General features: G+C 69.4%; 13 protein-coding genes. 1 reads left to right on the top strand and 12 read right to left on the bottom strand.

Going from position 1 to position 11737, the window contains the following annotated elements:
- The first annotated feature begins 60 nt into the window (after positions 1–60).
- Positions 61–2517: a mechanosensitive ion channel domain-containing protein gene (locus tag V5B60_RS15525; protein WP_332347927.1), complete on the top strand. Its 2457-nt coding sequence runs from the start codon at positions 61–63 to the stop codon at positions 2515–2517.
- A gap of 45 nt (positions 2518–2562) precedes the next feature.
- On the opposite strand, the gene V5B60_RS15520 is transcribed toward V5B60_RS15525, so the two are convergent.
- The 12 genes from V5B60_RS15520 to V5B60_RS15465 all read right to left on the bottom strand — a co-directional run bounded on the left by V5B60_RS15520 (position 2563) and on the right by V5B60_RS15465 (position 11403).
- Positions 2563–3045, bottom strand: coding sequence for an aminoacyl-tRNA deacylase (locus V5B60_RS15520; RefSeq protein ID WP_332347925.1), 483 nt, complete (start codon positions 3043–3045; stop codon positions 2563–2565).
- A 24-nt stretch (positions 3046–3069) separates the two neighbouring features.
- Positions 3070–3519, bottom strand: coding sequence for a PilZ domain-containing protein (locus tag V5B60_RS15515; protein ID WP_332347923.1), 450 nt, complete (start codon positions 3517–3519; stop codon positions 3070–3072).
- Positions 3520–3569: 50 nt separating this feature from the next.
- Positions 3570–4055, bottom strand: coding sequence for a siroheme decarboxylase subunit beta (ahbB, locus tag V5B60_RS15510; RefSeq protein ID WP_332347921.1), 486 nt, complete (start codon positions 4053–4055; stop codon positions 3570–3572).
- Positions 4052–4531: an Lrp/AsnC family transcriptional regulator gene (locus V5B60_RS15505; protein ID WP_332347919.1), complete on the bottom strand. Its 480-nt coding sequence runs from the start codon at positions 4529–4531 to the stop codon at positions 4052–4054. The genes ahbB (V5B60_RS15510) and V5B60_RS15505 overlap by 4 nt, the downstream gene beginning before the upstream one ends.
- The gene (gene ahbB / locus V5B60_RS15500) at positions 4524–5507 is read right to left on the bottom strand and encodes a siroheme decarboxylase subunit beta (protein WP_332347917.1); all 984 of its coding nucleotides are present in this window, start codon (positions 5505–5507) and stop codon (positions 4524–4526) included. Before ahbB (V5B60_RS15500) ends, V5B60_RS15505 begins: the two co-directional genes overlap by 8 nt.
- Before the next feature lie 5 nt (positions 5508–5512).
- Complete coding sequence (locus tag V5B60_RS15495) at positions 5513–6676, bottom strand: cytochrome D1 domain-containing protein (RefSeq protein WP_332347915.1); 1164 nt, start codon at positions 6674–6676, stop codon at positions 5513–5515.
- Positions 6677–6816: 140 nt separating this feature from the next.
- A complete protein-coding gene (locus V5B60_RS15490) occupies positions 6817–7359 on the bottom strand; it encodes a TlpA family protein disulfide reductase (RefSeq protein WP_332347913.1) in 543 nt (180 codons plus the stop codon).
- Complete coding sequence (locus V5B60_RS15485; protein WP_332347910.1) at positions 7346–8173, bottom strand: ABC transporter permease; 828 nt, start codon at positions 8171–8173, stop codon at positions 7346–7348. Before V5B60_RS15485 ends, V5B60_RS15490 begins: the two co-directional genes overlap by 14 nt.
- 10 nt (positions 8174–8183) lie before the next feature.
- Positions 8184–8657 carry a nitrous oxide reductase accessory protein NosL gene (locus V5B60_RS15480; RefSeq protein WP_332347908.1) on the bottom strand — a complete coding sequence of 158 codons (474 nt, stop codon included), beginning with the start codon at positions 8655–8657 and terminating at the stop codon, positions 8184–8186.
- Positions 8654–9526 carry an ABC transporter ATP-binding protein gene (locus tag V5B60_RS15475; RefSeq protein WP_332347906.1) on the bottom strand — a complete coding sequence of 291 codons (873 nt, stop codon included), beginning with the start codon at positions 9524–9526 and terminating at the stop codon, positions 8654–8656. The genes V5B60_RS15480 and V5B60_RS15475 overlap by 4 nt, the downstream gene beginning before the upstream one ends.
- Positions 9527–9538: 12 nt before the next feature.
- The gene (locus V5B60_RS15470) at positions 9539–10501 is read right to left on the bottom strand and encodes a NapH/MauN family ferredoxin-type protein (RefSeq protein ID WP_332347904.1); all 963 of its coding nucleotides are present in this window, start codon (positions 10499–10501) and stop codon (positions 9539–9541) included.
- Entirely contained in the window at positions 10501–11403 is a 903-nt protein-coding gene (locus V5B60_RS15465; protein WP_332347902.1) for a 4Fe-4S dicluster domain-containing protein, read from the bottom strand. The genes V5B60_RS15470 and V5B60_RS15465 overlap by 1 nt, the downstream gene beginning before the upstream one ends.
- Positions 11404–11737 lie beyond the last annotated feature (334 nt).

Genomic DNA, 11737 nt, shown 5'->3' with positions numbered 1-11737 from the left:
CTCGCACAACCGCAGCGTACCCGCATGCGGGGTCCGCTTTGCGCTACCATCGACCGCCATATGATGAGAACCCCCGCCAACGGCTTTCCTGCTCCCCTCGCCGGTGCTACAGCCATCTGCGCATCGCGTTCGCCCGGTCGTCGGCGCGACCGTTCGCCGCCCTGGCACAGCCGCCTGCTGCCTGCTGCACCTGCTGCCTGCTGGCGGTCGCTGCTCGCCTGGCAGCCACTCCTCGCCCTCCTCCTCCTGCTCGTCGGCACGCCGGCCGAGGCACAGTTCCCCTGGCCGAAGGCGAAGAGCGAGCCACCGGCGGCGGCGGCCGAGCCGGCCGAGAAGCCGCGCGACAAGGCGGCGCGCAACCTGGCCGAGGCGCGCCGGCAGCAGGAGGCGTTCCGGATCGAGCAAGGGGTTGCGCGGCCCACCGAGGATCCGCTGGTCAGCGAGCGCCGTCGGCTGCTCGACCGCCTTGTCGTCTCCTACGGCGAACAGATCAAGCTGCTCGACGACATCGACAACCTCGCCCGGCCACGACCGCCCGACCTGCAGCAGCAGGAACTGCTCGCCAGCTTCAGCGGGGCGGGACCGTACTCGGCGGTGCGGGTCGATGCGTTGCGCGACGCCCAGCACGCCGTGCGCCACCTGATGCAGCGACTGGCGGCAGCCGACCGCGCCCTGGACACGCTGCAGACCGGGCAGCTCGATGAGCAGCGCAAGGCGAGCGAAGCGGTTCGTCTGGCCGAGGACCGGCTGAGCCGCGCGCGCGGCAACGAGGAGAAGGAGCGCGAGCGGGACAACCGGGACACCAACCTGCTGCGCCGCAAGCTGGCCGAGGCCCAGCTGCTGACCATCGGACTGGCGAAGGACAAGATCGCCAGCGAAAGAAAGGCGCTGCAGGCACGCGACGGCGAGATGGAACGAGTTCTGGCGCGCGTGCTGCCGGCGCAGGAACTGAGCAAGGACGAACTCGAGCAGCAGCAGGTGCTGTTGCGCAGGGAGCTGAAGCAGCTGCAATCGGAAGCCGAGAAGCTGCTTGCCGAGAACAGCCGCCGCACGGCCGAGCGCGAACGCCTGGTCGCCGGCGCCGACGCCGGCCGCGCCACGGCGCAATCGGCACAGCGCCTGCAGTTGCTCGATGCGCGACTGGAGAGCGACCGCATCCGCCTGCTGGCGCTGAACTGGGCGCAGACGCTGGCGCAGGCGAGCATCGACGCCTGGGCGCAGCGTTACGTCGGCTTGCAGGCGCCCGACGCGGCGACCCGGCAGACCGTCGTCACCTGGCTGACCCGCGCCCGCGATGAACTCGAAAACCGCCGCCAGCTCGTGCAGCAGCTGGCGCAGGAAGCGCGCGCCGACCTCCGCGAACAGGAGGCCCGCATCGAGGCGGGTACTGCCGGCCCGGCGACGGCGGCGCAGCAGGCGGAACTGCTGGCCGCCCTGCGCGAGCGCAGCGTCGCTTTCGAGCGGGTCGAACGGATGGGTACCACCCTGCTGCGGCAGCTCGAACGCTGGTTGGCGGATTTCGGCTTCAGCGGCGACGGGGCGCACCACGGCGACTGGAAACTGGCCGCCGCACAGGTCAGCGAGACGCTGAAGGGGATCTGGAACTTCGAGATGTTCGCCGTCGACGAGTCGACGATCATCGATGGCAAGAGCGTCACCGTCAGTTACGGCGTCACCATTGGCAAGAGCATCGGCGCGCTGCTCCTCTTCCTGCTCGGCTACTGGCTGTTCGCGGCGCTGTCACGGCGCCTGCAACGGCTGATGGTGCAGCGCTTCGGCGTCGACCAGCAGCTCGCCAGCGTCATCCGCCGCTGGGCGATGATTGCGCTCGGCGTGCTGCTGGTGGTCTTCATCCTCAACTTGGCGCGCATCCCGCTGACCGTCTTCGCCTTTCTCGGCGGCGCGCTGGCGATCGGCGTCGGCTTCGGCACGCAGACGATCATCAAGAACGTCATCAGCGGCATCATCGTCCTCTTCGAGCGCAAGATCCGCGTCGGCGACATCATCCAGCTCGGTGGAACGACCGGCCACGTCGTCGCCGTCGACCTGCGCGCGTCGACGGTGCGCGGCTTCGACGGCGTCGAGGCGCTGATCCCGAATTCGAGCTTTCTCGAGAACCAGGTGGTCAACTGGACCTACTCGAATCCACGCATCCGGCGCGAAATCCGCATCGGCATCGCCTACGGCTCGCCGACCCGCCGCGCCGCCGAGATCATCGCCGGCTGCGCCGCCGACCATGGCGAGGTGCTCAAGGATCCGCCGCCGGAGGTCTTCTTCGAGGACTTCGCCGACAGCGCGCTGCTCCTGGTGCTGGTCTTCTGGGTCGAACTCGGGCCGCAGCGGCCACCGGGGCGCCGCGTGGACAGCGACCTGCGCTACGCGATCGAGAAGAGACTGGGAACCGCCGGCATCGCCATCCCGTTCCCGCAGCGCGACCTGCACCTCGACAGCTCGCAGCCGCTCGCCGTCCGCATCACGCCGCCGGCAGCTGCGGCCGGCGATGCCGGCGGCAGCTGAGAGCGCGGGTCGCGCCGCACCGGCGCTGGCGGCAACCGGCAGGCTTCAGACCGCGACTTCGACCAGCTCGGGCCGCAACAGGTCGACGAGCACCGCGGGCGCGATGCCGACCAGGTAGCCCCGCCGGCCGGCGTTGATGAAAATCCGATCGAGGCCGAGAATGCTGCGCTCGACATACACCGGCATCGGCTTGCGCGTGGCGAAGGGGCTGGTGCCGCCGACGAGATAGCCCGAGTGGCGGCTGGCGACCTCCGGCCGGCAGGGAACGATCGATTTGACCGCCAGGCGGCGCGCGAGCTTCTGCGTCGACACCTCGCGGTCACCGTGCATGAGGACGATCAGCGGCTGCCGGTGCTCGTCCTCCATGATCAGCGTCTTGATCACCGCGTGCTCGTCGACGCCGAGCTCACGGCTGCTGGCCGCGGTTCCGCCGCGCTCCTCATAGTCGTAGGGATGATCGGAAAAGACGACGCCGGCGGCGCGCAGCAGGCGGATCGCCGGCGTCACCGGCAGTCGCTCCTTCGCCATCCGTCCCGCCCGCGCGCCTGCCCGTCAGTGCGGACGGCCGTTGCCGAGCGCCGGAAAACTCGCGGCATGACGCTCGATCCATTCGCGTGCCGCTGCTTCGGCGTCGAGCAGCCGACCCTCGTCACGACGGACCTGCTGCCGATAGTGCTCGATCTGGCACACCTGCTCGACCATGCGCGCGGCGAAGAGGTCGTCGGCGTCGGCGAAACGGATGCCGACCTCGTAGGCACCCCCCTGCCGCTGGCACCAGACGACCACCCCGGCAGCGCGAAACGGCGGCTGCACGAGCGGGATGGAGAGCACCACCGCCGAACCGACGCTCAGCGGTCGTCGACTCAGGCACGCCAGGCCGCCCTCGCTGACGTCCTTGAGCCGCGGTGCCGAACGGCGGTGCGCGCCGTCTACGGCGATGGCGAGCGGGATGTCCGCCGGATGGCGGATGAAGCTGCGCCTGTGCGCCTGCATCGAAGCCATGTTCCACTCCTTCTGCCACTTGCCGGCGGCCGGCGGCGACGCCCGCCGCCTCAACTGCCGATGCGCAGGCCGGTCTTCTTCAGGATCTCGGTCGAGAACAGCACGTCGTGCGCGCGGCAGGCCGAACCGAGCAGGCGGGCGATCTCGTCCACCTGGTGCAACACCTCGACGCGCGAACCACCATGCACCATGGCGAAGAGGTTGTACGGCCACTCCGGCAGCCGGCGCGGTCGATGGTAGCAGTGCGTGACGAAGTCGAGTTCGCCGACGCGCACGCCGAGTTCGTCGATCGCCTCGTCCGGAACGTCCCAGACACTCATGCCATTGGCGGTATAGCCGATGGCGTAGTGGTTGGGGACGGCGCCGATGCGCCGGATGACGCCGCGCGCAAGCATGCGCAGCAGCCGTTCCATCACTTCCGACGGCTCGATCCCGAGCCGCGCCGCCAGCTGGTGATACGGGCGGGGCACCAGCGGCAGACCGTCCTGCGTCGCCAGCACGAGACGGCGGTCGATGTCGTCGAGTCGCCAGCTCATCGCCGCACCTCGAGTTTCATCTCGACGAAGTACTCGCGCCGCTTCGGGAAAGCGAAAACCGGCAAGCCGCTGCCCTCCTCGATCCGCCGCAGGGCGGCGGCGATTCCTTCCTCGCTCTCGGTGGCGAGGACGAACCACATGTTGAACGGCGTGTGGCGCTCGCTTTCGCGGCGGTAGTTGTGGGCGACCTCGGGCAGCGAATCAACCAGCGCCCGCACCCGCCGCCAGTCGGCATCGGGCACCGCCATCGCCGCCAGGACGAAGGCGCCACCCATCTGCTCGACCTGGAACATCGGCCCGAAGCGGGTGAGGACGCGCGTCGCGAGCAGGCGTTCGATGCGCTCGAGCAACTCCGCCTCGCCGATTCCCAGCCAGCCGGCGACCTCGGCGTAGGGTTCCTCGCAGATCGGAAAGCCGCCCTGCAGGTGGTCGATGAGGGCGCGGTCCACCTCGTCGATGAGCACCGGCTCAGGCATAGCGGGCTCCACTCTGCTTGAAGCGGGTCAGCGAGAAGAGTATTTCGTGCGCGTAATTCCCCAGCCCGAGCCGCTGGCGCAAGTCGGCGATGGTCGTCGCCACCTCGCTGCGGGCCTGGCCGTGGATCATGCAGAACAGGTTGTAGGGCCACTGTGGCAGAGTCCGCGGCCGCTGATAGCAGAGATTGACGCCTTCGGCGCGCGCCAGACGCTCGCCGACCGCGTCGACCTCGCCGTCGGGGACGTCGTGCACCAACATCGCGTTCGCCGTGTAGCCGAGTTCGTGATGCCGGACGATGACGCCGAAGCGCTTGATGATCCCGTCGGCGCACCAGCGGCGGATGCGCTCGAGGACTTCGCCCTCGTCGCAGCCGATGCGGCTGGCGAGCACGGAGAACGGCCGGATGAACAGCGGCAAGCCTTCCTGCAGGGCGCTGACCAGGCGACGTTCGCGCTCGTCGAGCGCCTGCGGCGGCACGAAGGGCTGCCGCGGCGGCACGCTCCGGTCGCTAGCCCGGCTGTTGCCGCCCAGCGCGAAGCCGAGGTCGATGTGGTACTCCTGCAGCATCGGCAGGCGCAGCAGCGGCTGGCCGGCGAGTTGCTCGATGGCGCCAAGGGCCGCCTGCAGCCGCCCCTCCGAGCCGGCGGTGACGACGAACCAGAGGTTGTAGCGGTGCTCGCGCTCGTAGTTGTGGTTGACCTCGGGGAAGCGATTCACCGCCTCCGCCACCGCGGCCAGCTGCTCCGACGGCACCGCCAGCGCCGCCAGCGTGCTGGCGCCGATCCGCTTCGGGGCGAAAACGGCGCCGACGCGGGCGACCTTGCCCTCACGGCGCAGCGCTTCGAGCCCCTGCAGCACGCGCGCTTCGCCGACGCCAAGGCGCGAAGCCAGTTCGGCGAAGGGCGCCGGGCAGAGCGGGAAATCGCGCTGGAAGTCGTTGAGCAGGCGGAAGTCGAGGGCGCCGCTGTCGATCATCGCCGTCAGAATCCGGTACGCGCCGCGCGGCTGGTGAAGAAGATGCCGCTCGGTGCCTGTGCGGGGAATTCGCCGATCTTTTCGAAGCGCGCGGTATCGTAGATCAGCACCTTGTTGTCGTCACGCGCGGAGAGCCAGACGTGCTCGCCGCGCGGGGTGAACTCCATGTGCAGGATCGCCCGCCCGGGTGCAAGGGTCTGCACCACCTTGCCGCTCAGCGTATCGATCACCTCCACCCAGCCGTTGTCGGGGAAGGCGTAGTTGACCCAGACCTGGCGGCCATCCGGACGCGCCATGACGAACACCGGCTGCCCCTTGACCGGGATGCGACCGACCTCCTGCCACGTGCCGCCATCGACCACCAGCACCTCGTGCCGGCCGACCGCCGGCAGGTAGGCACGGCCCTGCGCCATCGACCAGCCGCGCAGATGCGGCATCTTGAATACCGGCAGCTTCTCCTGGCCGCGCCCGTAGCCCTGCAGGATGCGGCGACTGCCCTGCTCCGGCAGCCAGGTGTCGAGCAGCGCGACGCCGTCCTCACCGAACAGGCCGGCAAGGTAGAAGCGGCCATCTGGCGTCACCAGCCCGTCGTAGGGCTGCAGGCCGGCGGCAAAGCGCTGCGTCTGCGGCCTTCTCGGGTCGGAGAGGTCGCTGACCCAGATCTCGCCGCCCTCGAACAGCGCGTAGGCGAAGCGGTTGCCGCTGAGGTCGGCGAGGCCGACGACCTTCGAGAAGCTGCCCGGCGCATACTCGGCGGGCACCTCCGACAGCAGCTCGAGCGTGCCGGCGTCGAAGGCCTTGATGCCGCCCGGGGTGTAGTTCTGCGCGACGACGATGCGTCCGTCCTGCGAGATCGAGCCGCCGATCGCGTTGCCCGATTGCAGCACGCGGCGGACGATCGTCGCCTGCAGCAGGTCGATCTTGGTCAGCCCGCCGTCACGGCCGAAGACGTAGGCATGGCGCCCGTCGCGCGAGAACACCACCGACGCGTGCGACAGGTCGCCGAGGCCGCCGATGCGCGCGTACGGCTGCCGCTGCGTGGTGTCGACGAGGGTCACGTGGCCGCTGCCGCGTTCGATGACGACACCGAGGTCGCCGGTACCGCGCAGGGTCGGCGCGGCGCAGCCGGCGAGCAGCAGGAACGACAGCAGGAACAGCAGTCTCTTCATCTTGATCCTTCACGAGGTGCTGCCGGAGCAGGTTCCGGCAACGCCGATGCGCGATCGCAGCCGCCAATTATCGCCACAGCCGGCCCCGGCTGGCAACGAGCATCAACAGCGGTGGTCGCCATTGCCGCGCCGTCTGCCGCTCAGAACAGCGAGCGCACGGCCGCGTCCATCTCCGCCCCGCTCATGGCGCCCAACCGCGCCTGCTGCAGTTGCCCGTCACGGCCGATGAAGACGGTGAACGGCAGTCCGGACTTGCTGTTGCCGAGCGCCCGCATCAGCTCGATGCTGCGTTCGGTGCCACCGATCAGCCAGCGATAGTCGAGCTCATGCGCCCGCGCGAACTCGGCCAGCGCCACGCGCTTGTCGGCCTCCTCGACGGCGATGCCGACGACGACCAGCCCGCGGCCGGCGTAGCGCCTCTGCAGCTCGGCGAGCTCGGGAATCTCCTTGCGACAGGGAGCGCACCAGCGGGCCCAGAAGTTGACCAGCAGCGGCTGGCCGCGCAGCGACGCCAGCGGCAGCGGCCGGTTGTCGGCATCGGCGAGCGTCAGCGCGAAGAACGGCGCCGTCGATGGCGGCTCGGCGGCGCTCGCGGTCGCCAGCGGCAGCACGCAGAGGGCCGTGGCGAGCAGGCGCGACAGCGGACGCCACGGTCGGCGCGACAGTCGGCTACGGCAGGTCACTGCGCCGGAAGCTCAGGTAACCGGCAACGGCAGCAAGCGTGCCGACGGCGGTCGGATAGAGCAGCGCATAGATGCGGAAGCCGCTGCTGCCGAAGAGATCAAGGATGACGTAGGCCGACGGCCCGAGGACGATCAGTTGCGGGTCGAACATCGCCAGCGCCGCGGTGCGGAAAACCTGCAGCGGGTTGAGCAGGGCGATGCCGACCGCCACCTCGGGTGTCACCCGCCCCTGGATCATCACCCCGAGGAGGATCAGGTCGAGGAAGAGCAGCATCGTCAGCCAGACCATGAAGGCCGCACCCTGGGCGACATCGGTGCCGCGCGCCAGCGTCGAGATCAGCATGCCGATGCCGAGGAAGCAGCACGCCATCGCCGCCAGCAGGCCGGTGTAGTAGAAGAACATCGCCCACGGCACCTCGATCGAGCGGAACAGCGACCAGAGGACGGCAGCCAGCATGGCGACGAACACCGGCAGGAAGATGACCACGTAACGGCCGAGGATCTTGCCCCAGAACCAGGCCGACAGCGATACCGGCAGCGACAGCAGGTATTCGAAGACGCCCGCCTCGCGGTCGCCGGCCACCGAACGGACGGTGGTGATGAGGACGAAGACCGGCAGGATCGCCATCGTCAGCTGGATGTAGGTCACCAGCAGCCGCGACAGGCCGATGAATCCGAGCACGCGCGACTCGGTCAGGCCGAAGGCGAAGAGCAGCGCGACGATGCCGCCGAAGACCAGGCTGTAGATCAGGAACCAGCGGGCGCGCAGCGACTCGACGATGTCCAGGCGGGCGGTGAGGAGGAGCGGGTTCATCGCCGGCGCCTCACTTGCCGCGCGCGACGATGCGCGCCTTCATCTCGGGGTAGGCGATCGTCCCCTCCTCGGCGACGGCGAGGGCGGCGAAGTGATAGCCCATCGGGCTCTTCTTCCCCGCCAGGTAGTGCGCCCGCCGGGCATCGATCCAGGCGCCGCTGCGGTAGTCGGCGACCCAGTACTCGAGCTGCGGCGTCTGCTCGTCGAAGGGTTGCTGCGCGAGCCAGAAGACGGCGCAGCCGATGTCGTCGAACTTCGCCACCTTGCCGCCGGGCGCGCGGATCTGCGCCGCGAAGCGCCGGTCGCTGATCACCATGCCGCAGCGTGGGTCGACCTCGCGGTCCCACTTGATGTCGACCGGACCGCTCGCCGGCTCGCCGATGCAGCCGCCGAGCCCCGCCGCCATGCCGCCGCCGAGCACGCTGCGGCAGCAAGGACCGGCGACGGCGGCCGGGACGATCGCGAGGAATCGGCGTCGCTTCATTGCAGGACGACCGCCGCGTCGACTTCGTGCATCTCGATGCGCGACAGCAGGCCGACGTAGCGCGAAACCATGCCGAAGAAGCGCAGGCGATCGGCGCCGGACACCGTCCCGTGCCACTCGACGCCGGCCCGCCGGTCGGCAAACTGCCAGCTGCCGAGGGTGCGGGCGATCGCCGCGTCGGCGCGCGCGAGCGTCAGATGGACCTCGAACAGGGTCGACAGGCGCGACTCCTCGGCGACGCGGTCGTCGAGGACGATGCGGCCGGTGTCCATCTCGATCACCCGGTTGACCAGCGGCGCGACTTCGTCCAGGCGGTGGCTGGAGATGATCATCGTCGTGCTGTCCAGGCGCTCGGCGAGCAGGCTGAAGAAGATGTGGCGCGCCTCGGGGTCGAGGTTGGCGGCCGGCTCGTCCATCACCAGCAGTTCAGTATCGCGGCCCAGCGCGATGGCGATCAGCAGCTTCTGCTTCATGCCGCCGGACAGGCGATTGAACGGCCGCGCCAGGATACCGCCGACGTCGAGGCCGAGACGGCGCGCCAGCGCGTGCATGCGCTCGGCGTCGGTGGCGCAGACGGCGGCGGCGAAGCCGAGCAGCTGGCCGACCGGCATCTTCAGCGGCGGCGGCAGTTGCGGCACGAAACCGACCTTGCCGAGCACCTGCGTGCGCTCGCCGCGCGGTGCCAGGCCAGCGATCGTCACCTCGCCCTGATGCGTGTACTCGCCGAGCAGGCAGCGGATCAAGGTCGTCTTGCCGGCGCCGTTCGATCCGATCAGTGCGATCCGCTCGCCCGGGGCGATCTCGAGGTTGACCCCGTCGAGCACACGCTGCTTCCGGAAATCCTTGCCGACGTTGGTGAGACGGATCATGCGCAACCCTGTTCAGAGCAGCCTGTTGAGGCCCTTGACGTCGAAGACCAGCGCACCGCTCGGGCAGACATCGACACACAGCCCGCAGCGGGTGCAATCCGGTCCGATCGGCGTCTTCAGCTCGGCGGCGCGCCCCTTGATGACGACGTCGAGGACGTGCGGCACCAGGCAGACCTTGCGGCAATCGCCTTCGTGGAAGCAGTGCTCGAGCCGGTACTCGACGCGCAGCGGTGAAATGGCTCCGACCATACCATAGGTCAGACCGATCGGGCAGACGTAGCGGCACCAGGCGCGGCGTGAGTAGAGCACCTCGAAAACCAGTAGCAGCAGCACCCAGCCGAGCGCCAGCGACGGTCCGTAGATCAGCGCCCGCGACAGGATGCCGGTCGGCGAGATGGTCTCGAAGACGGTGTAGCCGCTGAGCAGCGCGAGCAGTGCGAAAGCGAGCCAGAAGATGCTGCGCGCGCCACGATGGAACTCGTGGTCGCTGACCAGTTTTTTCGCCACCAGCTTCAGGTGCAGCCACTCGAACCATTCGGCGACGAGGTGGTACGGGCAGACCCAGGAGCAGAAGGAGCGGCCGCCGAGCGCCACCCAGAGGACGAAGACCGTCGCCGTGCCGATGAACAGATTGACGATGACGTGCCGGTGCGCCAGCATCACCTGCAGCGCAGAGTTGAGGTCGATCAGGTGGAAGCCGACGAAGCGCGACGCGGTCAGCGAGCCCTCGAGCATCTGGATGTCGAGCCAGAAGGAGAAGGTGAACAGGAGGTTGACGAGGATCAGAACCGCCCAGCGGCGGTTGCGCCACTTGTGGTTGACCAGTTGGTGGTCGTGCGCATGCTGCTTGAGCGCCGCGAAGTCGGCCTTGGTCATCCGCTTCAGCTGGTGCACCTGCTGCGCTGCCGGTGTGATCCGCTCCGGCTTCTGCGGCGCGGCGCCGAACATGACACGCAGGCGTTCGCTGGCGCTCATCAGCCCTCCCACGGCTGGCGGGCAGCGATGACGATCGCTGCCGGATCGACCGGGCAGATCATCTCGCAGACGCCGCAACCGACACACTGCTCGAGCACCTGCGGCCGGTACTGCCGGCTGCCGTCGGCAGCCACCGTCACCCGCATCGTGATCGCCTCGCCGATCGGGCACTCGCTGACGCACAGGTTGCACAGATCGCGCTCGTAGGGGTGGTCGCGAACGGCCACCGGGCGCCAGCGGTCGCGTTCGACGTAACGCAGCCTGCCGCGGAAGTCGGCGCCGCGAGCCTGGCCGCGAAAACCCTTGCCCTGTACCGCCAGGCACGAGTCGGGGCGCGACAGGCGGGCAATCCCCATGCGCTCGGGCAGATTCAGCGTCGGCTCCGGGTCCTTCGCCTTCGCCTTGAGCAGCGGCGCCCGCGCCAGCGGCATGCCGGGACGGGTGAGCAGCGCGGCCGGCTTGCGATAGGTCAGCGAGCCCGTCGGACAGGCGAGGACGCACTGCACCGCATCACAGGAGAAATCGCAGGCCTGCGCGCGCGCATCGATCCACGGCACACCGACGCCGAAGCCGCTGTCGATGTCGTCGAGCCGGATCGCCGCCACCGGGCAGACCTGCACGCACTGTCCGCACTTGATGCACGAGGCGAGGAAGTCGCTTTCCTCGAGCGCACCGGGCGGCCGCAGGCGCGTCCGGTGGGCGCCGGCGACCGGCACGTAGCCGAGCATCGCCAGCCCGAGAACGCCGCCGATGAGGAACGCCGAGCGCAGGAAGCGGCGCCGGCTCGACAGCCGGCGCACCGGCGCCTGTGGCCGCCGGCTGCCGGTGGCCGCCGGCAGGCCGGCCTCGGGCGGCGGCTGCGGGGTTGCCGCGGGGCGCTCGTCGCCGCTCTTGCCGCTCATCCGGCAGGCTTCCTGCGGTCGATCGCGCGCGACCCGCCGGCATCCTGCCACTGGCCGCGGAACCGCTGCTTCAGCGCCGACGCCGCGCGCCACGCGATCTGCGATCCGCGGCAACAACCCGGCCGTTGCAACACCATCTCCATCCGTTCGTCCCGAATCTCCCTGAACCGGGTTCCACGCCGGCGTCTTCGTTCCCGAGGAGCACTGCGGCAACCCGTCGCACATTGTCGGCACATGCGCAGAACGATGTTTTGAGCTGGATTAAATTCCGTTGACTGCGCTGCGGGGCAACCGGCCCCCGATGGTGCCGTGCCGCGAGGTTTCCCGTTTTTTC

The organism is Accumulibacter sp., assembly GCF_036625195.1.
Taxonomy (GTDB): Bacteria; Pseudomonadota; Gammaproteobacteria; order Burkholderiales; family Rhodocyclaceae; genus Accumulibacter.
Note: the sequence above shows the minus strand (reverse complement) of the source record. Positions and strands in the feature narration are given on the sequence as shown.

Bases quoted from the DNA above. Each gene is read 5' to 3' on its own strand.
- V5B60_RS15525 (WP_332347927.1), top strand. From the start codon at position 61: ATGATGAGAACCCCCGCCAACGGCTTTCCTGCTCCCCTCGCCGGTGCT.
- V5B60_RS15520 (WP_332347925.1), bottom strand. From the start codon at position 3,045: ATGGCGAAGGAGCGACTGCCGGTGACGCCGGCGATCCGCCTGCTGCGC.
- V5B60_RS15515 (WP_332347923.1), bottom strand. From the start codon at position 3,519: ATGGCTTCGATGCAGGCGCACAGGCGCAGCTTCATCCGCCATCCGGCG.
- ahbB (WP_332347921.1), bottom strand. From the start codon at position 4,055: ATGAGCTGGCGACTCGACGACATCGACCGCCGTCTCGTGCTGGCGACG.
- V5B60_RS15505 (WP_332347919.1), bottom strand. From the start codon at position 4,531: ATGCCTGAGCCGGTGCTCATCGACGAGGTGGACCGCGCCCTCATCGAC.
- ahbB (WP_332347917.1), bottom strand. From the start codon at position 5,507: ATGATCGACAGCGGCGCCCTCGACTTCCGCCTGCTCAACGACTTCCAG.
- V5B60_RS15495 (WP_332347915.1), bottom strand. From the start codon at position 6,676: ATGAAGAGACTGCTGTTCCTGCTGTCGTTCCTGCTGCTCGCCGGCTGC.
- V5B60_RS15485 (WP_332347910.1), bottom strand. From the start codon at position 8,173: ATGAACCCGCTCCTCCTCACCGCCCGCCTGGACATCGTCGAGTCGCTG.
- V5B60_RS15480 (WP_332347908.1), bottom strand. From the start codon at position 8,657: ATGAAGCGACGCCGATTCCTCGCGATCGTCCCGGCCGCCGTCGCCGGT.
- V5B60_RS15475 (WP_332347906.1), bottom strand. From the start codon at position 9,526: ATGATCCGTCTCACCAACGTCGGCAAGGATTTCCGGAAGCAGCGTGTG.
- V5B60_RS15470 (WP_332347904.1), bottom strand. From the start codon at position 10,501: ATGAGCGCCAGCGAACGCCTGCGTGTCATGTTCGGCGCCGCGCCGCAG.
- V5B60_RS15465 (WP_332347902.1), bottom strand. From the start codon at position 11,403: ATGAGCGGCAAGAGCGGCGACGAGCGCCCCGCGGCAACCCCGCAGCCG.